Source organism: Rosistilla carotiformis (assembly GCF_007753095.1).
Lineage (GTDB): Bacteria > Planctomycetota > Planctomycetia > Pirellulales > Pirellulaceae > Rosistilla > Rosistilla carotiformis.
This window is the reverse complement of record NZ_CP036348.1, coordinates 6418490-6441207: the sequence shown is the minus strand read 5'-3', so window position 1 is coordinate 6441207 and position 22718 is coordinate 6418490. Positions and strand designations below refer to the sequence as shown.

The following is a 22718-nucleotide window of genomic DNA, read 5'->3' as shown; positions in this document are numbered from 1 at the left end:
TAGGAACGATGCTGTTTTGTTTAGCACCGTCCGGAAAATTAGGTCTGCCGCCCGAAGAGGTCCTTTCTCCACCGTTATGGCGGTTCACAGCCCCTTTGTTGGACCGGCTTGTCGGTTGATCCCCCCTGGCGGAGAGAGGGACCGATCGCTGAAGACCTTTGTTTCCTTGAGATTTCTAACGGTTCTGCGGTCTACGCTAGCCTTTGAGTTGCGCGAATACGCAGATTGGGTTGTCTGGCGTTAACTTCACCGTTTGAGAAAGCGATATCTATTAGGTCGGGAAAGAGTGCGCAGGGTGGCGCCCTTTCCGAATCCCTTGTTGATGGAATTTCGAAGCCACAGCAACCCCATAGATCGACCGATGAAACCTTCTCTTGAACTGACCTATGACTACCTCGGTACCACGCCGAATGTGGCTGCCGTCGATCTCTTGTCGGAGACATTCCGGACGGCGGGGCCGCGGGCACGGCGGCTGTCGATCTTGGCCCTGATGCGTCGCGACTCAGAAGGCGCGTTTGAGGAACTGGTCGGCCTGTGGGATGACATGAAGCCATCGGAGCGTCAGTTGTTGGGGGACCATGGTCATAAATTTGGCATGTTTGTCGCCAATCAGGTCTCCACTGGCTCGGGACCGGAGGCGGCCAGGGCGGTCGATATCGCAGCGCATCTGAGTCTTCATGAAACGCTTCCCGAACTGATCCGGATCGCCGAATCGTCCAGCGATCCGGGGTTGCAATCGCGCTCACTGCACGCAGTGCTTCAGATGGCGTGGCTGTTGGGGGCGGATGCACGCAACAACCAGGACCGCCCACTGATCCGTCGTCGCGGATTGGAACGGTTGGCGATCTCGGTGCGGTCGGTCGATTTTCATCACCGCGACGAACTTGTCGATGCTTTCCTGAACACTGTCGCTTGGAGCGATTCGATGTTGCATGCGATGTTGGATGCCAATGGCAAATCGGCGGAAACGTTGACTCGTCGTCTGCGGCATTCCGCAAATCATGGCGTCATCGACTTGCTTGCCGGCTGGGTTTCAAAGAGCCGGATTCCCGATCCGGTGCTTCCGGTCATGCAGTTGCGCGACGATTCGGCGTTTCGCAACGCGGTATTGCGGCATGTGGGCCCCACGCCGTCGCAGCGCACGCTTCGCCAATTGGAGCACCTGCAATCAATGGTTGCGTTTCGCAGCGCGGAGGACTTGTTCGCCAAAACCGAAAGCGAATTGCATGCGGCTCTGCTGTATGTGGTCCACCGACTGGATACCGATCCACAGATCGTCCGCGCGATTGCGATTCAAGCGATTGAAATGGGAGACGATGATGCGGTCCGCGCCGCATCGATGGTGCTCCGCCAGATGGGCCCGTTGCCGATCGCGATCCTCAAACCCGAAGCCAATCAGATCGCGCATTCGATGGACAGCGATGCTGCTTACGAAGCGGTCTTTGATGTGTTGTTGTGGCGGCAGATCCAGTTGCTGGATTTTCCCTGCGAACACGTTCAGGTAACGATTCGACAGTCGTTGGCGAATTTGTCGGTCAATGCATTCCTCGAGCCCGATTCCAGCCTGCAATTTGCGGACTTGGCCAATTTTGCACCCGTTTTGCGACTGATCGATCCCCAGTTGCAGCAGTTCGTGATCGACGGGCTCAAGCATCCGATCATCGATGTCCGATGTCGCGCGGTCGAAGCGGCAGCGGCACTGGGGCTGATCGATAGTCTGCTGGATACTCTTCGCCAGATCTATGCTCAAGATCACTTGTCGGTTCGAATCCGAATCGCCGCGTTCCTGCAGCATTCGCTCGGAAACGAGGCCCGCGCTTGGCGGTCCGAACTGAAAAATGCATCGTCGGGGCCCGTTCGCGACGCCGCTCGGCTGGGGACGGATCGGTTGCAGGAGGTCTACTCGCGATGAGTACACGTGTTGGGGATTTAGCAACGCACTTTCAATCGGCAACGACCGAATCGAACCAGTCGTTTGTCGTCGGGGTGGCGATGGGGATTCTGGTTCCCGCCGTGGGGATTGGGTACCTGGTGTATCGTAAGTTCTACCCCAGCGAAGGCGAGCTGTGTTCGCATAACAAGTTGTTTGACGGGCTGTGCCAAGTGCATGGACTGGCCAAAACGGACCGACGCTTACTGCTGCGGATCGCTGAGGAAATGGAAATCGAACAAGCCGCCCTGCTGTTCACCAACCCAACTTTGCTGCGCACGGCGTCGCGGAAACAGATCGCTGCATCGCGCGACCGGATCCTGCAATTGCATCGCGTACTTTTCGATTGACTCTTGCCTTCATCTAAACTTCATCTGCCCGTGGGCCGCGCCTCGATACCGCGCGTTGGCACGTTCGACTATGCTGGTCTTTCCAACGGAGAACGCAGCGGATGCTGTCGATTCTTCAACGCGACCGAATCTTAGTTCTGTATCGAGAGTTTGAATGTTGAACGCACGCTGGTTGTTGACCGTAGTCTTGTTCTGTGGATGTTTAGACAGCACCGTTTGGGGGCAAGTGATCGTTGGCCATCGCGGGGCATCGTTTGATGCGCCCGAAAATACGGTGGCTGCGTTTGAGGAAGCTTGGCGTCAGCAAGCTGATGGCGTCGAGGGAGACTTTTATCTGACCACCGATGGCCAAATCGTTTGCATCCACGACAAAGACACCGCACGGACCGGTGGCCGCCGGTTGAAAGTCTCCGGTTCGTCGCTGGAGCAGTTGCGGCAACTCGAATACGGCAGCTGGAAAGACGCTCGATTTGCGGGCGAACCGCTGCCGACGTTTGCCGACGTTTGGAGAGCGATCCCCGAGGGCAAGCTGTTTGTGGTGGAATTGAAAGTTGGCCCCGAGATTGTCCGTCCGCTGAAGCAACAGTTGGAAGAACTCAAGGTCCCGCTAGAACAAGTGTTGATCATTGCCTTCAACACTGAAACGGTGGCGTTGTGTAAAGAGTTATTGCCGACGGTTCGGGTGCATTGGTTGACCGGTTATAAGAAGGATGCCAAGAGTGGCCAGTGGCGGCCCAGCCTCGAACAAGTCGCCCAGTCGATGCGCGATTGCAAAGCCGATGGTCTGGGGACGCAGGGGAATCGGCAGGTCGTCACGCCGGAATTCATCGAGCAATTGAAGCGCCGCGGGATGGCAGAGTTTCACGTCTGGACGATCGATTCTCCCGACGATGCCCGATATTTCCAAAAGCTCGGCGCGGTCGGAATCACGACCAATCGTCCCGCCTTGATTCGCGAATCGCTGGCGACGGGCAAACCGTCGCCGCTGTAAGGATGCGGATCCGCTAGGATTCATCCGCCGGCGGAGGCGCCGGCGTGGGGGCGCTTGGGGCGACGGCACCCTGCCCGGCGGCGCTCAACAGTTTTTTTACCCGGGCGATCTCTTCTTCGGCCCACGCTTTGTCGGCGTACAGACGGATCACGCTCTCCAGAAATTCTTGATGTCGATCCGCATCGAGACGTTCCAGCGACCCGTCGATCCAGTCCTGCAGTTGTTGCGATTGGGTATTGGTTTGTTTGCGATTGATCTCTTTCAGCGGTTGGATTTCTTGACGCACGATAGGGATCAAACGGGCGACCGATCGGTCGCGATGGTCGGCGTGGCTGAAGACGATCAACCAATCCTCCAGTAGTTCACGGGCCTCGGCGGGATTCTCTTCCCGCAACAACATCGCTTCGACAAATGCCTGTTCGGCCGGTTCGAGTTGTTCGATGCCTCCCTTGAACCGAGCCCGCACCCGCAAGCGGCGGAAGACACGATCCGAATCGATCTGGTCGGCCAGTGCCGAGACCTCTTCGGCGCGGTAGTCGTCGGGGTAACGAGCCAGGAATTGTTTGATCGAACCGGCCGCCTTATCGACGTCGCCAAAGTCCTCCGCTTCGCTGATCTTGTTGTACAGTGATTCAGCAGAGGGCGGTTGCATCATCCAAAGCGCTGCGGTGACCAGCAGCATCAACAGGCCGATCAGCAACAGGATCGAAAGCAGGCTTTCCCGGGGTGACGATCCGTGGGGATCGGCGGTCAGAGGCGCCGACGCGCGGTTGCGTTCCTCCTGATCGACCGTGCGGAAATGGGTTAACGGTGCCAGCGTTGCCGCTTCCGGAAAATCTTGAACTGCGGAGTTGTCGGTCTCTTCAAAGGCAAACTGGCTTCCCGTTCCTGGGGCCGGATGCTCGGTCGCATCGAGCGTCGGACGCTGATCGGTGGGGAGTGAGGAATGGGTGCCCAGTTCCAACGATTCCTCGCTGCTGGTCACGCGCTGCGGTAAATCGCTATCGATCGTTGGCCGATTGTCATCAAAGGTCAGCGAACCGAGCCGCAGGTCATCCTGCAATATCGCCCGCAAGCGATTCCCAACAGCAAGCGCTGTCGGGGGCCGGTCGCGCGGTCCCTTTTCTAACAACAGATGGATTAGCGTGACCAGCTCCATCGGCAACTCGGGCAGGATCAGATCGATGGGCGGTGGCGGGTCGGTATGGAGACTCGTGATCACGCGCGTCAGATCCTTGCCGGCAAACGGAGGCCGGCCGACCAGGCTCGCATACAGCACGTTCCCCAACGCATATAAATCGGTGCGTGGTGTGATCGGGCCATCGCCCGCCTGTTCGGGCGCCATGTAGTCGGCGGTTCCCAGCATCGCGCCGACGGCTGTCATGTCGTCGCCAAGCCACAGTTTGGCGATTCCAAAATCGGTCAACTTCATCGATTGATCTTCGGCAATCAACAGGTTCGCCGGTTTCAGATCGCGATGGATCACTCCAAAATCGTGTGCGTGTTTGAGGGCACCGCAGATATCGATTCCGTAGCGAACGACGTCGCGCCAAGGGAGCCGTTTGAGCGAGCGGATCTGCTGCTGCAAACTGGGGCCATCGACCAATTCCATCGAATAGAACAGATGCCCTTGTTCTTCACCGTATCCGATCAGGCGGACGATGTTCGGGTGATTCAACTTCTTCAGCGTTTCGATCTCGGTCGCAAACCGGCGACGAAACCGCGGTTGGTCCGCGATCTGCGAAGCGATTACCTTGATGGCGACCCGTTCGCTGGTTTTGGCGTGTTCGCCGCGGTAGACCGCTCCCATCCCTCCCTGCCCCAGTTTGTCGAGGACTTTGTAGGGGCCAAGTTGTTCGAAATCGATCATGATCGCTGAGGGTACCGTGCCGGGAAGATAAGCGCTTTGCTTTGATTCTAGCTGGCAATGGCTTTCATTGCCGTAACGTCGACGAGTAAATGTTGTCGAGGCCCGCAATTCAGTCTAGCTCGCCCGTTGGCAGCGGTGGCCAAGCAGTCCTTTGTATTAGGGGGAACTCTTGGCCGCCATCGGCCTATGATGGGCCTCATGTCGCTGTTTTCCAGCGCTTCGCAGCGTTGGAAAGGGGGCGTGGCACTCCCAAAATGAACCTCGATCCACTACCATTTTGGCGTCGCACGCACTGCGAGCGATGAACCCAGTGTTTCCGATTGCACCGGCGGACGTTTTTAGAATTCCTTGTTCCTCCGTGTTTGTTGGGGGGAAGGCGGCAAGTGAGTTCTCGGTCGTCCGTGGGGCCTGCAATTTTAGCAACCTTATTGAGACCGAAGAGGCGAGAAATGAATCGTATCCCCCAGCTAATTTTAATGTTTCTCATGTTGTCCGGCGGGGCAACGATTGGCATTTCCCAAGACACCGCGGTCGCAGACGCCGTCGAGCAGGGGACGGTGGAAACCGCAAGCGAGGCTACGCTGGAACAGATGCAGGCCAGCATCGATGCCGCTGCGTTGGCCGGTCACAACGCGTGGATGTTGACATGTTGTGCGCTCGTCCTGTTCATGACTGCGCCCGGTTTGGCCTTGTTCTACGGTGGTTTGGTCCGTCGTAAGAACGTGTTGAGCGTGATGATGCAGTGCATTTTTCTGATGGGCTTGATGACGGTGATCTGGGGATTGTACGGGTACTCATTGGCCTTTGGAGGCACGCCAGATGATAACTATCTGTCGCATTTGATCGGCAACGGCGAGTTCTTGATGATGGATAATGTCTCGCGCACGTGGGACGAATCTGCTGGCGCCCCCTTCACGCCGATGGAAGGCGTGATCCCACGATTAACCCACATGTTGTTTCAAGGCATGTTCTTCATCATCACCCCCGCGTTGATCTGCGGTGCGTTTGCGGAGCGGATGAAGTTCAGTGCGATGGTGGTCTATTCGGTCCTCTGGGGAACGTTGATCTATTGTCCGTTGGCACACTGGGTTTGGGACGGTGGTATCTTGGCCTTCAATGGAGATCAGGCAATCTTTGGGGGAGCCCTCGATTTCGCCGGGGGGACGGTCGTCCATATCAGCAGCGGAATTTCAGCGTTGGTGGCCGCGATCATGATCGGTCCGCGGATGGGATTTGGAAAGCTGCCTCTGCCGCCGCATAACTTGACCTTCACCGCCGTCGGTTCGGCGATGTTGTGGTTCGGTTGGTTCGGATTCAATGCCGGCAGCGAATTGGCCTCCGACGAACTGACAAGCAGCGCGTTTGCCGTCACTCACTTCTCCGCCGCTGCGGGGGCCGTCGCTTGGGCGGCGTGCGAATGGCTGTTGCGAGGCAAACCGACGGTTCTGGGGGCCAGCAGCGGTGCCGTGGCAGGACTGGTCTGCATCACCCCTGCGGCTGGATTCGTCAATCCGATGCCAGCGTTGATCATGGGAGCGATCGCAGGTGTCGCTTGTTATTGGTCGTGTGCCAAGCTGAAACACATCTTTAAATATGACGATGCGTTGGATGCCTTCGGCGTGCATGGTGTTGGCGGAACCGTGGGGGCGGTGCTGACGGGACTCTTCGCGACTCGTGCCTGTTGGGATATCGGCGAGGGTGCCAAGTTGGGGTTGTTTGAAGGGGGGAACATCTTAGCCGGACAGATTGCCGCCGTCGTTGTGACTTATGTCTACGCAGGCATCGGAAGCATCGTGCTGCTGCTGTTGATCAAGATGACCATTGGTCTGCGGGTCGAAGCCAACGATGAAGAGCAGGGGTTGGACATTTCGTTGCACGGCGAAGAAGCCTATGTCTTGAATTAGCTTTTGAGCGCGTTGGGATCCGGAAACGCGATCGCATTTCCCGAAGCATCGCGTGCACCTTCGACGGTGCAGCGATGCGAATCGGTTTGCGTGTCGAGCTCCGAACGCGGAACGTCCAGGGCCGCTATTGGACGGCGGTCTGCGACTTCAGCGCGATCGCGGTGGTATCGACATCCAGTCCCTCGCCGCAGGTTGCCAACATGTATTGGTTGCCGGTTTCCTGCTGTCGCGGCGTCCACCGTCGACTGACATTGGCCCAGTAGGCTTGGTCGGTTGCCAGCCAAGCCGCCACGCGATCGGGCGTGTCGCTGCGGTCGACCACCAACTGCTGCTTCAGTTTGCCGATCAATTGAATCTGCTCGGCATCCAATCGTTGGCGATCGATTTGATCCAACAGCGGCAAGATGCCGACGCCTGCCGAAGTCAAATGGCGTTGTGCCGCAAGCCGCTCACGTCGCGTGGGCGATGCCAACGCGTCGATCCTTTCTTGGACCCAGGCTTTGGTGATCGTGGGCGACCGCTCGGCTTGGCGTCGCAAATGTTGATCGATCCGCTGGGCATCGCGCGCCAGTGGCCGGTGCATGATCATCAACGACAACAACGGGCTGATCTCCGCTTCGAACAACTGCGGTTGTTCGGCCATCAGATGCCAGAAGCTGGCGGTCTGAATCTGTTCGCGATGCGTTCCGATCGTGCGTGTGATCTCGATCGGCCCACTCGCATTCTGTTGAATCAGCAGCGATTTTTGGATCCCCGTCGGGTGCTGCTGTTTGGCTTCAATCCGCACACAATCACTCTGGGTGGTGTCGATCGTGACCTTGGAGCGTCCCAGATGACGCAGGTAGTGCAAAGAAGGCGTGCCATCGTTGGCGGTCACGCAGACAAACTCTTCATCTTCGCTGGGAGCTTCGGTCGCTTGGTGCAGTCGGACTTTCTTGTAATGAAAGCAATCCAACTTGATCCGGCCTAGCACCAGATGGAATCGACCGCACTGGGTCGAGAGAATCAGACTCTCCTCAGCCTGCGGCTGAGCGACAGCGACGTTTGATAGCAATACTAAGCCGATGGTAACGGCCTTCGCGATGGACCACCTCATGACCTCCCCCTCCTTGGTTCGGTGTCTGTGAAAGACTGGGTGTTCCTGCGGCCGGGTTTGCTGGCACCCGACGAGGACGTGATCGTTAGATTTTATATTCGAATGATAATGCTACTCTCGAAAACCGCCTGTTCATACTTTGCGTGGTGGCAAAGGGCACCTTGCCAACTGGATGAAGACTAACGTGCCCATAACCGGCCGCGTGAAGTACAAGATCCTGTCACGTCCTCGCTGCGATGCTCCCAGCCGAGAACTCCCTCTTTCCTGGTTATCGGAAACGGTGGCCAGCGTACAGTTCAATTAAGGAAGATAATTTGATGAAAGCAGACGAAATGGCGAAATGATGTTTTTGGTAGCGGTTGGAATTTATCGATATTACCGATTCGAGGGGTATTGCGGTCAGAACTCGGCTTGTGACGGGATGCCGCAATTGGTTAGTTAACCACAAGCGTCTGAATATCGAGGTGAGTCGGAGCGTGAAACTGCGTGGTTTTCGCAGCCGACGGGTCGCTGGCGACCTTGTCTTGATCTTTTGGATCCGTGATTGAATTACGCAGAGGAAAGGAATCCATGCGTCAGAGAGTGAACCTGCTTCGCCGAAGCCTATGCCTAGTCTGCGTCCTCGCTTCAGTATCGGTTGCCCATGGGCAATTCGGTGGAGGTGGCGGCATGGGCGGTGGTGGTGGCAATGCGCCCGCGCCTCCGGGGGTCGAAAAACCGAAATTTCGCGACCACATGTTTCAGCAAGGGTCGATGCGCGTCCAACGCGAAACGGGGGACCAATTGGTTGCTAGCGTTTCGGTCAAAGGAAACCGCAGCGTCGGCCTGAATCGGATCATGGAACAAGTGCAAACCCGCGAAGGGCGTGTCTATGACTTCAATCTGGTCATGGAAGATGTCCGCCGATTGCATAAGTTTGGTGCCTTCGAACAGATCCAACCGGAACTTGTCGAACAGGCCGACGGGATGCACGTCACCTTTGTCGTGCGTGAGCGACCGATCGTTCAAGCGATCGAGTTCGTCGGCAACCGAGGCATCAACGACCGAGAACTCAATGGACGCGTCGGGATCGCACCGGGCGACCCGTTGAATCAGTTTTCGATCGAATCGGCGCGAACGCGATTGGTCGATTACTACCACGAAGAAGGCTTCAATCAAGCGACGATCGAAACGGTGATCGGCAAGACGGGCTATCCAAACGCGGTGATCTACCGGGTGAATGAAGGCCCCTTGGAACGGATCGGTTCGATCGAGATCGTCGGCAACACGTTTGTCAGCTCGGCACGCTTGGAAAAAATCATCAAGAGCCGCGAGGCGTTTTTGGGATTCTTCAATTTTGGCAACCGAGCCAAAATGGACATCCTGCAGCAGGATCTTGAGAAACTCACCAGCTACTACCGCGACCTGGGCTTCTTCGAAGCGGAGGTTGGCAAGATGATGCGGTACGACGAATCGGGGAAATACCTGACTCTTCGCTTTGTCGTCAAAGAAGGGCCTCGCTACTACGTTCGCAACGTCGAACTGATCGGCAATCAATTTGTCGACACCAACAGTTTGAAGCAGCGATTGCGTTTAAAGCCGGGCGATGCCTTTGACCGTGGCAAGCTGCAAGCCGATGTGACCGAGATCCGCTACGGTCTCGGATCGGTTGGATTTATCTTCGCCGACGTGCAACCGCGGCCGACCGTCTTGGACGAACCGGGGCAACTCGATTTGGTCTATCGGATCGCCGAGGGAGATCAGTACAAGTGTGGTGAGATTCGCATCCATGTCGATGGCGACGACCACTTGGTTGCCGAACACGTGGTCGAAAACCGTCTGGAGTTTGCTCCCGGCGAGATGCTCGACCGCAAGAAGCTGGACCGCAGTGAACGGTTGCTGAAGTCGACGCAGATTTTTATCACCAATCCGGCCGAAGGCGCTCTACCGCGCATTGTTGTCGAACAACCAAAGCTGGTCGATCTGGAAGCGGCTGCGGATGAATACTAAGAAGTTTTTTATCGACATTGCGCGATCTGGTGTCGCACGATTTCACGGTGTTTCCTACAGAGACCCCATCGTGCGATTAAATGCCTCACGCAATGAAACGCTTTCGGGACCGAAACCGGGCATATTTATGAATCGTTGTTTTTCTGCTCCATCGAACATCGCGGCCGGGTTGTCCCTGTTGGCATGTTTGACGCTTGGCGGTTGCGCTCATCTGCGACAGCAGAACCTTGCCAGCAATGATTCGCCCCCCGATGCTGTCGACTTTAGTCAGTTGGGCATCACGCCCGCGGCGAACGCTGCGGCCGACGATTCATCATCCGCCCTGGCTGCAGAAGAACCGCTCACGATCCGCGGCCAAGACTCTGGCTTCTCGTTGCCTCCAGGCGTCGCGGCAGCCGCTCCGGCACCATCCCCTGGTGGTGGAGGCTTCACGCGTGGCCCCGTCCCTGTCAGCGGTCAAAATGTCCAACCCCCGTTGGTGCAATCCCAAGCGGCTACCGCTGGCGGTGCTTACGGAAACACCGCGACCGATCCTCGCGTCGCCCAGAACGGCGTTGGTGAATACCAACCGCAGGTGCAGCCGGCTCCCAGCTACGGACTGCCCGCACCGCCCGCTGGATATCAAACCTACAATAATCAACCGGTTGTCCCGAACCAGCAGACCTTTGGTCAGCCCGTCGGCCAACCTCAGTTTCAACCCGAATTTCAACCGCAACAGCCCGGCATGATCGGTGCGCCGATTGAACCGATCAATCCGAACTTTGTCGATCCGTTGTCGAATGAACCGCCACCGTTGGTAATGCCTCGCGTGCGAACCGTCCCCGTCGACGTCTTCGTAACACCTGCCCGAACCGGTCGGTTCATGGTCGGTGGTGCCGTCAACAGCGATGCCGGTGTGACCGGTCAGATCGTGTTGGACGAACGCAACTTTGACATCTTGCGATTCCCACGCAGCTTCCAAGACTTGTTCTCCGGCTACGCCTTCCGCGGTGCCGGGCAAACCTTCCGTTTGGAAGCGGTCCCCGGTAGCGATTTTCAACGCTACATGATGTCGTTTGGCCAGCCGTATCTGTTTGGGTACCTGCCGCTGAGTCTTTCGGTGCAAGGCTTCTTGTTCGACCGTCAGTACCGCGACTGGGATGAATCGCGTTTGGGGGGCCGTGTCCAACTGGGCTACCGCGTGACCAACGAGCTTTCGCTTTCGACAGCGATCCGTGCCGAAAACGTCGACTTTGGCGATGTTCGCGTCCCTGGAATTCCTTACGTTGATCAATACGTTGGCAACCACGAACTCTATTCGGGCAGCGTCCGCTTGTCGCACGATACCCGCGATATCCCATTCGCGCCGACCGAAGGGCATCTGTTTGAAGTGACGTTTGAACAAACCTTTGGATCGTACGACTACTCGCGGATCCAAGCCGATCTGAGGAACTACTACCTGCTTCGCGAGCGTGCCGATCACTCGGGGCGTCATACGATTGCGGTCACCAATAGCGTTGGCTTTAGCGGCGCGGACACGCCGATCTTCGAGAATTTCTTCGCCGGTGGTTACAGCACCATGCGTGGTTTCGATTTCCGAGGTGCGAGCCCTGTCCTCTCCAACGGTTCGGACAACGTTCAGGTCGGTGGTCGTTTGAGCGTGTTGGGATCGGTCGAATACCAGTTCCCGTTGACCGCCGATGACGCCACCAAGGGCGTCGTGTTTGTCGATTACGGTACGGTCGAACGCGAAATCGAGATCAAACGCGAGAACTTCCGCGTCGCTCCCGGTTTTGGTTTCCGCGTCAGCATGCCCGCCTTGGGACCTGCTCCGCTGGCCTTCGACTTTGCCTTCCCCGTCGCCCACGCCGACACCGACGATCGCCAGGTCTTCAGCTTCTTCATGGGCTTCTCACGCTAATCCGCTTGAGCAAATTCCCGCAGCCGCGCCAGCTGCTGCGGATCGCTCGGCGGCGACGTTAACAGAAGATAGTTTGCCAGCTTCGCCGCGGCTTGCGAGTCGTTGACGGTGAGATAGGCCTGGCAAATTTCCAGCTGAACGGCGAACCAATCGTCGCTCCCCTTCTTCATCCCGCGGCCGTACTGCAACATCCGCTCAATCCCCTGCCGACGATCATCCGGCACGTCGCTGTGCAGCAACATCTGAGCCAGCTCTCGAGCGAGGCTTCCCGATCGTGGTTCGGGGAACTGCCCGATCACTTCCATCGCCCGGTTCGATTGCTCGCTGGCGACCAGCGCCTTGAGAATCGTGAGCTGATCGGGCAAGGATCGCGTTTCACTCGCGATGCGATTGGCGACCGCCAGAATCACGTCTCCCAAGCGTTTTCGATCGACCGAATGCTGTTGTGCGTCGCGACCCAAGCAATCGATTAGATCCAGCGGCCACGGCTCGTCGGGATTCGCTGACAAGAAGTCCAGGTCGAGGGTGCTCGTTTTGCCGAGTCGCAGTTGAGCGAGCGCCGCCGTAAACCGAGCCTTATCGGCCGCGGGAAACTCCGCTTGGCCAAGCTGTTGGTTGAGCGCGTCCCAACCGAACTTCAACACGACCGTTCGGTCTCCCCACAGCGCGACCAATAACGCTTGCTCGCCATCGGCTGGCAATTGAGCAACGGCTTCCTTCAGCAAGTCTGCCTGCTGATCAGGTTCCTTCGCTGCCCGTAACGCCTTCCGCCACAGGCTGGCCGCTCGCGACGAATCGTCCGCCGACAGAGTCCACAGCCTCGCGGCATCGGCCCAAGCCTGACGGTTCTCAAACAGCTGGCTCAGCATCTTTCGGGCTTGCGGTGTTTGTTCCCCCTCGGGCCACAGCCGCAACTGGGTTTCCAACAGCTTTTGATACCGTCGCTGTCGTGGCGAATCTCCGGGCCAACCCGCTTCGACCAACAAAAACGCAGCTTGCAAATGTGCCGCCTGGGCCAAGCGATGGGACGTCAGACCTTCGCCGGCTTGGGCCAGCTGTTGGCTCGCCGCGTCCAAGTCGCCCGCTTTGCGATAGGCGGCTCCGGATTGCAGTCGATGTTGGAACGCGGATTCCGCCTCGCCGCCTTTCGCTTCGCGGTTGGCGGCTTCCGCATACTGACCGGCTGCTGCCGCAAACTCGCCGCGACGCAACATCGCCGCCGCCGCAGTCGCCATCACGCGCGGATCGCTTCCCGCGTCCGAATCGCCGAGATCGATCAGCCGCAAACTCGCTGTCCGTCCATAAAATGCACCGTGCCGCGCTTCGATCGCTTCGGCCCAGTCGGCTGCCGATTGGACATCGGGATTTTTCCCCGAGAGCAAGAATTCCAACCGAGCCAGGTCGAGCGTCGGCGGAGCGGCGCGGACGGTCTTGGTGTAATCGTCGGGCTGGAAATAAGCGTCCAGCCACTGTTGAGCCTCGCCACGCTTTCCCTCAGCGATCGCGATCCGGATCAGCATTGCCCCGGTTTCGGGGACGATGTCCCAAATCGAAGCGGCAGCTGTCGAGGGCGTTGGATCGCCCTCTTCCGATTCGTTGGCTGGCAACAGCGGCCGCAACGCGAGCGTCGCTTTGTGCGTATCGCCAACGCGCAGCCACGATTCGGCCAACAACCGCACGACGTCGCCAAAGCTTGGGTCGTCGGCGGGAGTCTTGCGAAGCAGCGTCTCGGCTTGTGCCGCCGCGTCGGCCGCCGCCGCCAAGGCATCGTCGCTGTCGGGCGGATAGAGATCGGCTCGGGCCAAGAGGGTTCGCACCAATTGGCGTTGGACGGTTCCCTGCACCACGCGCAACTCAGCCGCCGGGGCCAAGCGGTCGTCCCGTTTCAAATCGGCCAGCGGGATCGTCTCTTGCAACGCATCGGCTAACTGAGTCAGTTGGTCTTCGCAATCGCGGATCGCCGCCAACGCAGCTTGTCGCAATGGGGAGCTCTCGGGCGAAGCGAGCACGCTGAGCGTGGCGGTCTGGCTGCGACGGAAGTCGACCATCGCGCGGGCCAGTCGGATCCAATCGGCGCGGCGGCTGGTTTCATATCCGACTAACCAACCGTCTAACAATTCCGAAGAGCGGTTCCAGATCGATGGATCGATCGGTCGTTGTTCGATCCCGCGTTGCAGCATCGCGTTGCTCAATCGAATCGTCCAAGTCGCCGATTCATCGGAGCCCGGTTTGGCATCAGCCAGCTTCTGCCGACAGATCTGTTCAGCGATGGCGGCCATGCCCGATTCCAGCAGCCGCCGTTGCAGGTCGCCTTGGCGATCGGTCGTCTCGCGTCCCAGCGGCGTCAGCGATTCGGAGGCATCGATCGAAGGCAGTCCGACCGAGAGGACTACAGCGATAGCCAACGCGCGGACAGCTGCCGGGAGAAGTCCAATAGATTGGATGCACTGCATCGACGGGAGTTCCTGCGGGGGCGCGACGGCAGGTTCGCTTGACCGTCCTGTTGATTCGTAAAGTCACGATTCAAGGTAAGTCAAAACCCCAACACCGTCCAGGCACCCGCAGCGATCGCCGGCGACGCGAACGTTCAGTAGGTACGAAGCGCCGACGCGCTATTGTCCTGTCGTTCCATCAGTTCGTGCAGTTGGACGTTGGGTTCAAAACGTTCGTAGTCCCGGACCTTAATGTCGAACGCGTGCAGCGCGTGAGCGGTCCAACTGGGCCAGCGAGTGAACATGCTTTGCGAGGAGGCCAGCGGATTGATTGGCAACCAAATTTGAGAGATCAGCAGAGCGGCGAGGATTGGCAGCAGGCTGACGCTGTGCGACCAGACGCTTGATTTGAGATCGTTTCCCGCAGCCAAACGCATCGCCCGCTGCCGTAGTTCGCTCGACGTGCGACCGATCGCAAACGTTCCACTCTGCGGTTTGGCGCGGTTCTCGACGACGCGAACCAACGTTCGCAAGTAGGTGGCCGTCGTCCCCGGATCGCTGGTCGAAGCGTCGTCGCAAACGAACTCGCGAATTAAGCCGGCTCGCTGGCCCGAAATCCAGACCAATGGATGGAACCAGAACATCGTCTGAAGGAACTTTTGGATGAACAACTGCATCGGATGTTGCGTCTTCAGATGAGTCAGTTCGTGGCGCAGCACGTGCGACATTTCCACCGCGTCACCTGCCAAAAGCGATTCGGGCAGGAACACATACGGCGTGTGGAATTGGTAGCAGAACGGGCCGAGGTCTTCGGGGCTGATGCGGTACTGAACCGGCTGTTTTCCGATCGTGCACAGTTCGGCTTCGACCAATGTATTGCAGCGCCGCCGACGCTCGTCGTCCAGCGGCTCGGTCGAACGAATGAAACGATGCAGTTGCACAAAATGGAAGATCCATCGCGACAGCACGATCGCGGCGCCGAACACCCACAGGACCAACAGCGTCTTGCCGATGATAAACTCCGCTTCGATCACTCCTAACAAAACGCTGGGCCGGATCTCGCTCCACGGGTGGAAAAACTGCAGCTTCGGCAACATCAGACCAGCGACCAACAGAATGCCCAGTCCGATAAACGCGCTGGTCCAAACGCGAGACTTCGCTTGCGATGACTTCAGCGTCCATTCAAGGTACCACGAAAACGCGAGCACCAACGTGATTTGGAGAGCGTAGGAGAGGACGATCTGCAGCCATTCAAACGATGTCATTGGCGTGCTTCCAAGTCGCGGATCATTTTCTTGACGTCTTTCAGATCTTGGGCGTCGATCGTCTCCTCTTGGATCATGTTCATCACCATCGACTTGACCGATCCGCCAAACAGTCGTTCAGCCAGATCGCGAACCATCGAACAGCGGACTTCATCGCGGCCCACACACGATTCGTAAATGAACGCCCGCCCCTCCTTGCCACATTGCCTGACAAACCCCTTGTCGCAAAGAATGCGGACCGTTGTCATCACGGTGGAATAGGCCAGTTCTCGCGGCATTTGCGCGACGATATCGGGAATCCCTGTCGGCTCGTTTCCCCAGATTACGTTCATGACTTCCGCTTCCGCCGCAGTTAGCCCGCTGACTGATTTATTTCGCACGTTGTCGTCTCCCGCCGCTTTTCAAATCGTCCCGACACCCTAAATCCGTTTAGGGCATTCGTCTTGAGTTCTCTTGGTACAAAACTGAATCGATCGATTCGCTGACCAAAGTCACGCGTCCGTCGCCCCACAAAAAATTCGAGCCGCCTGGATGCCGGCTCGAAAATTCGCATTCATCGCAGGTTTCGCAATTCGGCTGAGTCATCGCTGATCCGACCAGTCGACATGGCGCGTCGCCACCGCGAAGATCGATCCCAAGCCAAGTCGACGGGACGGCGGCCATCGTCCGCTCCCCAACGATCATCGTGTTGCTTAAGCCGCGTCGCAGATCGCGAAATCGAATGTCTTGTTCGTTGATGATGCTGCCATCGGCGAAGCCCGACGTCGGTGCGGCCTCTTCGTAATCGTCGGCCTCATGGGTGCCATACACGCCTACATAGTTAGCTGTTGGAAACCAGCCCAAGTTCGGCGACGCTGCTGCGTGCAGTGCGTTGTCCGTCGATCCGTCAACGTCGTCGTCGCGCTCGGTATCGACCTGCAATTCAAAACTCGGTTCGGTCAGATCCGACGGACAGACGAACAGTTCGTAGGCGAACGCTTCAGCCGCCACAGATGTCGTTAAACCCGTCGGCGATGTGGCCAGGTCCAGCTGCGCCAGCATGTTTTGTTGCCCGAGTTGCGGGAGCATGTTCGCAGCCCAGGCAAAGGCAAACGGCTTGCCGTCGTCGGTTGCTTTCCATGCCCGTGGCAGATGGCCAAAGCCGTCATGAAAATGATGCGCAGCGATGCCAAGCTCGCGCAAGTGGCTGCGGCAGGCGACGCGTCGGGCGCTCTCTCGCGCGGACATCAACGCTGGCAACAGTAGCGCTACCATGATCGAGATCACCGCGATCACCACCAGCAATTCGAGAACGGTCAATCCTTGACGCCGAGCATCCATTGGAGAGCTTTGACTTGTTGGGAATCGAAATCCTGAAGCAGCAAATACTACTAAAAATATAAGAGTTGTGGCAAGAGCCACTGCGTGATTGCCTGAAAACGCTTGTGTTTTTCGATGAAATCCGGTTTGGGACGCGACGGAATGTCGCGCTAGATGCTCTTGCGAAACGAACTATTAAGAGTTTAGTATTAACGCCGAAGCGGAGTAGGCGTGTAGACGCGTGTCCGTAAAATGAAGTGGTAATGTGCTTTGGAGTTCAAGGATGCACTCTCTCTCAACATCTCAGGCGTCTGCGGTTCGATGCCCCAGTGAAGCGTCTGGAAGCGAAGACAGCTTCGTTCCCGTGGCCGCGAGTCTCTCGTTGGTTTTGCCGGCTTGGAACGAAGCCGAAGTGATCGAGTCGGCGATCAAAGAAGCGGATCACGCTCTGGCTGGCCTGACCGATTGCTACGAGATCATCGTCGTCGATGATGGCAGTTCCGACAACACCGCTGGATTGGTTGCTCAAGCGGCTGCTGAGAATCCTAAGGTTCGTTTGATTCGGCATCAAACGAACCAGGGCTACGGAGCCTCGCTGCGATCGGGCTTCCAGGCGGCTCAGCACGATCTGGTTGTCTTCACCGATGCTGATTGCCAGTTTGACTTGACGGAACTCGATCGTTTCGTGTTGCTTTCGCGACGGTACGACATCGTTTGCGGATACCGTATCGACCGCAAAGATACCGCGCTGCGATGCCTCTATTCACGCGGCTACAACCAATTGGTTCGGCTGTTGTTGCGGACTCAGGTTCGCGATATCGATTGTGCTTTAAAAATGTTCCACCGCGACCATTTGAAGGATCTTCAGATCACGACCGATGGCTTCCTGGTGAACTCCGAACTGTTGACGCAGGCCAAACAGCGGAACCTTTCCGTGGTCGAAGTTGGTGTCTCGCATCGCCCTCGCACGCAGGGACAAAGCACCGTTTCGGTCGCTCATATCCCACGTGTCGCTACGAGTTTGATTCGTTATTGGTGGAATGCCGTCCAGTTTTCCGGCACTGTGGAGACCGATGGGATCGAGAGCAATCGTGGCTGGAAAAGATCGACAACGTTTTGGATGAGCGGTGGGCTGGTGTTGATCGCGGCGATCTTCATGCTAACCAATCTAGGCTATCCATTGATCGACCGCGATGAGACACGCTACGCGGAGATTCCTCGCGAGATGTTGGCGACAGGCGATTGGATCGTCCCACAACTGAACTTTCAGACCTACTACGATAAGCCGCCGTTGGTCTATTGGCTGTGCGCATTGAGCTACAAGTTATTGGGAATCCATGAGTATGCCGCTCGTTTGATTCCTGCCCTTGCGGGGCTGGCAACGCTCGTCGCGACCCTTTTCTTTGGGATCCGAATGATCGGGCCTCGCGGCGGTCTGTTGGCTGGCGTGGTCTTGATGTTGTCTTTCGGGTTTGCGTTTACCAGTCGCTATTTGTTGATCGACGGAGTGTTGTCGCTGTGGGTGACGTTGGCGTTGTTCACTGCCTACGAAGCGGTTCGCGACGGGCATTTGAAATGGAAGTGGTGGTTGTTGTCGGCGCTCTTCTGCGGGCTTGGCTTGTTGACCAAGGGGCCGGTAGCGGCCGTGCTTTGGTTGCCGCCATTGGTTGTCTTCGCCTGGTTGACCGATTCCGCTGCCATGCCGCGCTGGAGACATTTCGCGGTCGCGGCCTTGGTTAGTTTGGCCGTCGTTGTGCCTTGGGGGCTCGCTGTGGCGATGCAAGATCCCGAGTTTCTGCCCGAGTTTTTGTATAAGCATAACCTGCGTCGGTTTGCCGGCGATTTTCACGCTCGGCCGATCTGGTTTTTTGTTCCCGTGCTGTTGCTCGCCGGGCATCCGTGGTCGTTTTTAACGATCCCATACTGCAAGTTCCTGTTGGGCGATGCACCCCAGTGCCGTCGGCAGCGGCCCACGGTGATCGGGTTCTTGTTGTTGTGGAGTTGTTGGTGTTTCTTGTTCTTTTCGCTGTCGCGATGCAAATTGCCGACCTATCTGTTGCCCGCCGCTCCAGCGTTTGCGTTATTGATCGGGCATTACTTGAGTCACGTGTTGGGTGCGTCACGCGGCCAGTTGTTGCACCAATTTGCAGGGACTTGGTCGCCGCGGATGGCAACGTTGGCTACAACCGTTGCGGGTGTCGGGATCGTCGTTTACGCCATCGCCTCGGGAATCGATACTTCGCATGCGGCCTACCTGTGGGGCGTTCTTTGGCTTTTGTTGTCGGTTGTTGCCGTGGTGGTGTTGGTGCGCCGCCAGCAACGGCCCCAGGTTGCGTGGGCTTCGTCGGCCATTGTGGCTTTGGGCTTCGCGGTCATGATGATGCACGTGATGGTGCCTGCGTACAGCCGAGATCGGATGCTGTTCGTCCCCGATTCACCGCTGACGTCTCAGTTGAACGCTGATCCGGGGCAGGCGATCGCAACGGTAGCTCACGAATTTTCCGAAGTGCCGTTCTACTTGCGGCGCTCGGATATCTCCAACTTCAACGATCACCAGATCGATCGCGTCGGCATGTTTGTCGCGAAGCATCACGATGCGATCTTGATCGTCGACGAACGTGTGCCGATAGATCAAATCCGCGATCAATTGCCACGTGACCTCGCCGTCACCAAGATCGCTGATCGCGGGCTGGCTCAGCTCTGGGAAGTTGCCCCTGTAAAGCTAAGATAGCCGCTGCGCTAACCGCGGGCGGGGGAGACCCAGACGCGGCGGCTGTAGGTGATCCATTCGAGGACCAGCAGCAGCAGTGCGGCCAGCAAAATCCAACGCCATGCTTCGCTGCGGCGGTTCTGCTCGCCAGCGATCGTCTCGGCGGTTTCGTACCCCAACTCGATCGTTTCGGTCGCGGGGATCTTGCTCTCCTGAGCGTCAAACAGATTGACGGTGAACATCTGCAGCAGCCGATCGCCAGCGAACAACTGGTACTGCCCAACCGCTTCGGTATCCGAAAATCCAGTCTGACCACCGACACCGGCAGTCAGCGTTTCGGTCTCGCCCGAAGGCAATCGCAATTCAACTTCGGTCAATCGGTTTTCCGTTCGCAGCGTGATCGGTTGCCCCGGGCGGTACGACGGCGCGCCGGTCGTGTCGATCGCTCCGCCCAGATATCGCAAGACGTTGTAAACGAAGACCGGCCAGCTGCGTTGGATCGGCCAGTCGGTGTTGTAAGCTTCACCCCCATCCTCGCTTTGCGAAGCGATTTCAAAACCGAGCACCAAGTCTTGGTAACCGCGTCGCGAAGCCAAGGCCAGGATCGGTCCCGAATCGCTGGTCATCAGAGTCTGCGTTCCCGCCGGCCCGGTCAGCGTTTTGCCTTCGACAATTTTGATCGCAAACAATTCTAAGAACCGCATGATCGGATGAGTCCGATCGACATCGACCACAAACACCGCCGACGACAGGTCGCCCGCTTCCCAATCTTGTGGCGGCAGGCTGCCGATAAACCAAGTGCTGGCCAGTGGCATCGTCTCGGGGGCGCAGCGGTCGTAGACGATCAGGTCGTCGCTGCCGTCGGCCGCTCTTTTTTTGTATTCCTCCGTTTCGAGGTAGCTTGGTTCGACGAACTCCAGCCTCCCCAAACGCGCTGCGCGAGGCGTTTGCATCGCCGTCTTCAGCGGTTCGTTTCCCGGCGTGACAACCAGCACCGCGACGCTGTGCAGTGGCGAGAGTCCGGTGTAGGCGACGTTATCGATCGCCAAGTCGTCGGTCTGGTCGAGGCTCAGTTTTAAGCCGGCGTCGTCATCGATCTGCAGCGCGAACGAGAGCCCCTCCTCTTCGCCGGGATCCAGTTCGACAGCGGAGGCATCGAGGAATTCGCCGTCGCGCGTAAGCGTCGCCGTGACCGATTGCGGCTGCGCCCCGAGGTTGGCGATCGTCGCAAAGGCTTGAACCTGCGACGGATCCTCGGGGTTCCGTTCGGCGCTAAAGGCGGTGATCGCCATGTTGTTGGCGCTCCCCGATCCGATCGGGATGAACTTGGGCGTCAGGTTACCCAAGTCGAAATCGTTGATCGCACCGACCCGTCCATCGCTGTAGATGTACAGCGTCGCGGGGAGCGCGTCGGCGACCTGGATGTCGTTCACATCGGCTGCTTGGCTGGTGCGGTTTGGATTAGCCAGCCCCGCCGCGGCTTTCAGCGAATCGAGCATGTTGGTCGTCCGATTGGTCGGATGCGCTAAATCCAAGGCATCGCGCAACCGGCGTCGGTCGGACGTAAAGCCTTGCAATACGTCGGGTTCATCGCTGAACGCGATCAACATCGCCGAATCGCTGCCGTCCATGTTGTCGATCTGTTGAGCCAACAGTTCCTTGGCCTGTTCGAAACGCGAAGGTTTCACGTCGGTCGACTGCATGCTGGCCGACGCATCCAACAGCAGCACCATCCGGCGGCCGCTCTGGCTGCTCGCTTGCCATCCCGGCCGCAGCAACGCCAGCGCCGCCAACGCGACAAATAACAGCTGCAGGAACAGCAACAGGTTCCGCCGCAACCGCTGCAGGAGGCTGTTGACGTGCATGTCTTCGATCGTGCGGGTCCACAGGAAAGTGCTGGGGACTTCGATCGGTTGGCGCCGTAGCTTCAGGAAATAGAGCAGGATGATGCCGATTGGGATCAGCCCCAACAGGCCCCATTGCCATGCATGCAGCGCGGGCAAAAAGTTCATCGCACCACGCCTCGCTGTCGCAGATACTTGGTGACCAGTTCTTCGACGCTCTGGTCGGTCCGCGTCAATAGATAGGTCATGTCGCGTTGGCTGCAGAAGGTCCGCGATTGATCGATGAACGCGTCGACGGTTTGTTTGTAGCGTTGCAGCAACGCGCCGTTGACGGTCACTTCGGCTTCGTCAGCGTCTTCGACATCGATCAGCTTCAGATCGCCTTGCAGCGGCGGATCGATCTCTTCGGGAGCCAAGATGTGGACGACAAAGACGTCCATTCGGCGGCCCAGCAACATCCGCAATGCGGCTTCGTAGCCCTGCTTGTCCATCAGGTCGGTCAGCAGGACAACGATCCCGGTTCCTGGATTGCGGAGCACAAAATCTTTGACGCCGTCGGCCAGCGAAACGTTGTGAACCGGTTGGACGGTATCCAAGTAGTTCAGCATCTTCCACAAGCTGGCTTTGCCACGCAGCGTTGGCGCGGCGGCACCGGGCGGTCCCAAGGCGGCGACACGGACGCGGTCGGCGCGGCACATGCCGACGTAACCGAGCGCGGCGGCCAGCTGTTTGGCGACGTGTAGTTTCGTCGGATCGCCGAAGCTCATCGACGCGCTGGCATCGATCAACGCATAAAAATGCAGGTCTTCCTCTTCCAGGAACAGTTTCAGGAACAACTTGTCCAGCCGCGCGTACATGTTCCAGTCGATGAACCGCAGGTCGTCGCCGGGGACGTAGTTGCGGAAGTCGGCGAATTCAACGCTCTGCCCTTTGCGGCGACTGCGTCGTTCCCCTTTCATCCGGCCGCGGAAGACCTTGCGGCTGACCAATTCCATCCGCTCCAACCGCCCCAGCATCTCGGGCGATAACAAAGGCGTGGCGGTTGCGGTGGTATTCAATCAAAACTCTCCCAACCGACGGTCTGCCGGCGTCATGGACTTTTGGGGCGGCAATCGTTTTTGGACTTCGCCAACCGCCG

15 protein-coding genes are annotated in these 22718 nt (G+C 58.0%); 7 read left to right on the top strand and 8 right to left on the bottom strand.

Annotated elements, in window-relative coordinates; all coding sequences use genetic code 11:
• The first annotated feature begins 361 nt into the window (after positions 1-361).
• From Poly24_RS23440 to Poly24_RS23430, 3 genes are all read left to right on the top strand, one after another.
• Positions 362-1912: a hypothetical protein gene (locus Poly24_RS23440; protein WP_145101424.1), complete on the top strand. Its 1551-nt coding sequence runs from the start codon at positions 362-364 to the stop codon at positions 1910-1912.
• Positions 1909-2280: a hypothetical protein gene (locus Poly24_RS23435; protein ID WP_145101421.1), complete on the top strand. Its 372-nt coding sequence runs from the start codon at positions 1909-1911 to the stop codon at positions 2278-2280. Before Poly24_RS23440 ends, Poly24_RS23435 begins: the two co-directional genes overlap by 4 nt.
• Positions 2281-2434: 154 nt before the next feature.
• The gene (locus Poly24_RS23430; RefSeq protein WP_145101419.1) at positions 2435-3271 is read left to right on the top strand and encodes a glycerophosphodiester phosphodiesterase; all 837 of its coding nucleotides are present in this window, start codon (positions 2435-2437) and stop codon (positions 3269-3271) included.
• A 13-nt stretch (positions 3272-3284) separates the two neighbouring features.
• On the opposite strand, the gene Poly24_RS23425 is transcribed toward Poly24_RS23430, so the two are convergent.
• Complete coding sequence (locus Poly24_RS23425) at positions 3285-5141, bottom strand: serine/threonine protein kinase (protein WP_145101417.1); 1857 nt, start codon at positions 5139-5141, stop codon at positions 3285-3287.
• A 476-nt stretch (positions 5142-5617) separates the two neighbouring features.
• On the opposite strand from Poly24_RS23425, the gene Poly24_RS23420 reads away from it, so the two are divergent.
• A complete protein-coding gene (locus Poly24_RS23420) occupies positions 5618-7045 on the top strand; it encodes an ammonium transporter (protein WP_391556926.1) in 1428 nt (475 codons plus the stop codon).
• Positions 7046-7169: 124 nt separating this feature from the next.
• Here the strand turns inward: Poly24_RS23420 and Poly24_RS23415 are convergent, their stop codons facing one another.
• Complete coding sequence (locus Poly24_RS23415) at positions 7170-8141, bottom strand: hypothetical protein (protein ID WP_145101413.1); 972 nt, start codon at positions 8139-8141, stop codon at positions 7170-7172.
• A gap of 735 nt (positions 8142-8876) precedes the next feature.
• On the opposite strand from Poly24_RS23415, the gene Poly24_RS23410 reads away from it, so the two are divergent.
• On the top strand, positions 8877-10130 hold the full coding sequence (locus tag Poly24_RS23410; protein WP_231753311.1) for a BamA/OMP85 family outer membrane protein: 1254 nt from the start codon (positions 8877-8879) through the stop codon (positions 10128-10130).
• Positions 10131-10257: 127 nt separating this feature from the next.
• A complete protein-coding gene (locus Poly24_RS23405) occupies positions 10258-12030 on the top strand; it encodes a BamA/OMP85 family outer membrane protein (RefSeq protein ID WP_231753310.1) in 1773 nt (590 codons plus the stop codon).
• Here Poly24_RS23405 and Poly24_RS23400 read toward each other — a convergent pair.
• The 4 genes from Poly24_RS23400 to Poly24_RS23385 form a co-directional block, all read right to left on the bottom strand.
• Positions 12027-14435 carry a hypothetical protein gene (locus tag Poly24_RS23400; protein WP_145101409.1) on the bottom strand — a complete coding sequence of 803 codons (2409 nt, stop codon included), beginning with the start codon at positions 14433-14435 and terminating at the stop codon, positions 12027-12029. The two genes, Poly24_RS23405 and Poly24_RS23400, sit on opposite strands and share 4 nt — an antisense overlap.
• A 182-nt stretch (positions 14436-14617) precedes the next feature.
• Positions 14618-15727 (bottom strand): M56 family metallopeptidase, encoded by a 1110-nt coding sequence (locus tag Poly24_RS23395; RefSeq protein ID WP_145101407.1) that lies wholly within the window; start codon positions 15725-15727, stop codon positions 14618-14620.
• Positions 15724-16107 (bottom strand): BlaI/MecI/CopY family transcriptional regulator, encoded by a 384-nt coding sequence (locus tag Poly24_RS23390; RefSeq protein ID WP_145101405.1) that lies wholly within the window; start codon positions 16105-16107, stop codon positions 15724-15726. The genes Poly24_RS23395 and Poly24_RS23390 overlap by 4 nt, the downstream gene beginning before the upstream one ends.
• A gap of 49 nt (positions 16108-16156) precedes the next feature.
• Positions 16157-17047 (bottom strand): DUF1559 domain-containing protein, encoded by an 891-nt coding sequence (locus Poly24_RS23385; RefSeq protein ID WP_145103397.1) that lies wholly within the window; start codon positions 17045-17047, stop codon positions 16157-16159.
• Between the two features lie 262 nt (positions 17048-17309).
• On the opposite strand from Poly24_RS23385, the gene Poly24_RS23380 reads away from it, so the two are divergent.
• On the top strand, positions 17310-19757 hold the full coding sequence (locus tag Poly24_RS23380) for a glycosyltransferase (RefSeq protein ID WP_145101403.1): 2448 nt from the start codon (positions 17310-17312) through the stop codon (positions 19755-19757).
• An 8-nt stretch (positions 19758-19765) separates the two neighbouring features.
• On the opposite strand, the gene Poly24_RS23375 is transcribed toward Poly24_RS23380, so the two are convergent.
• Together Poly24_RS23375 and Poly24_RS23370 are read right to left on the bottom strand one after the other, a co-directional pair.
• A complete protein-coding gene (locus tag Poly24_RS23375; protein WP_145101401.1) occupies positions 19766-21748 on the bottom strand; it encodes a vWA domain-containing protein in 1983 nt (660 codons plus the stop codon).
• The gene (locus Poly24_RS23370; protein ID WP_231746219.1) at positions 21745-22596 is read right to left on the bottom strand and encodes a DUF58 domain-containing protein; all 852 of its coding nucleotides are present in this window, start codon (positions 22594-22596) and stop codon (positions 21745-21747) included. The genes Poly24_RS23375 and Poly24_RS23370 overlap by 4 nt, the downstream gene beginning before the upstream one ends.
• Positions 22597-22718 lie beyond the last annotated feature (122 nt).

Excerpts from the sequence above, each read along its gene's own strand:
- Poly24_RS23405 (WP_231753310.1), top strand. The coding sequence starts at position 10,258 with ATGAATCGTTGTTTTTCTGCTCCATCGAACATCGCGGCCGGGTTGTCC.
- Poly24_RS23435 (WP_145101421.1), top strand. The coding sequence starts at position 1,909 with ATGAGTACACGTGTTGGGGATTTAGCAACGCACTTTCAATCGGCAACG.
- Poly24_RS23420 (WP_391556926.1), top strand. The coding sequence starts at position 5,618 with ATGTTTCTCATGTTGTCCGGCGGGGCAACGATTGGCATTTCCCAAGAC.
- Poly24_RS23385 (WP_145103397.1), bottom strand. The coding sequence starts at position 17,047 with ATGGATGCTCGGCGTCAAGGATTGACCGTTCTCGAATTGCTGGTGGTG.
- Poly24_RS23380 (WP_145101403.1), top strand. The coding sequence starts at position 17,310 with ATGCACTCTCTCTCAACATCTCAGGCGTCTGCGGTTCGATGCCCCAGT.
- Poly24_RS23425 (WP_145101417.1), bottom strand. The coding sequence starts at position 5,141 with ATGATCGATTTCGAACAACTTGGCCCCTACAAAGTCCTCGACAAACTG.
- Poly24_RS23395 (WP_145101407.1), bottom strand. The coding sequence starts at position 15,727 with ATGACATCGTTTGAATGGCTGCAGATCGTCCTCTCCTACGCTCTCCAA.
- Poly24_RS23370 (WP_231746219.1), bottom strand. The coding sequence starts at position 22,596 with ATGCTGGGGCGGTTGGAGCGGATGGAATTGGTCAGCCGCAAGGTCTTC.
- Poly24_RS23415 (WP_145101413.1), bottom strand. The coding sequence starts at position 8,141 with ATGAGGTGGTCCATCGCGAAGGCCGTTACCATCGGCTTAGTATTGCTA.
- Poly24_RS23430 (WP_145101419.1), top strand. The coding sequence starts at position 2,435 with ATGTTGAACGCACGCTGGTTGTTGACCGTAGTCTTGTTCTGTGGATGT.
- Poly24_RS23440 (WP_145101424.1), top strand. The coding sequence starts at position 362 with ATGAAACCTTCTCTTGAACTGACCTATGACTACCTCGGTACCACGCCG.
- Poly24_RS23375 (WP_145101401.1), bottom strand. The coding sequence starts at position 21,748 with ATGAACTTTTTGCCCGCGCTGCATGCATGGCAATGGGGCCTGTTGGGG.
- Poly24_RS23410 (WP_231753311.1), top strand. The coding sequence starts at position 8,877 with ATGTTTCAGCAAGGGTCGATGCGCGTCCAACGCGAAACGGGGGACCAA.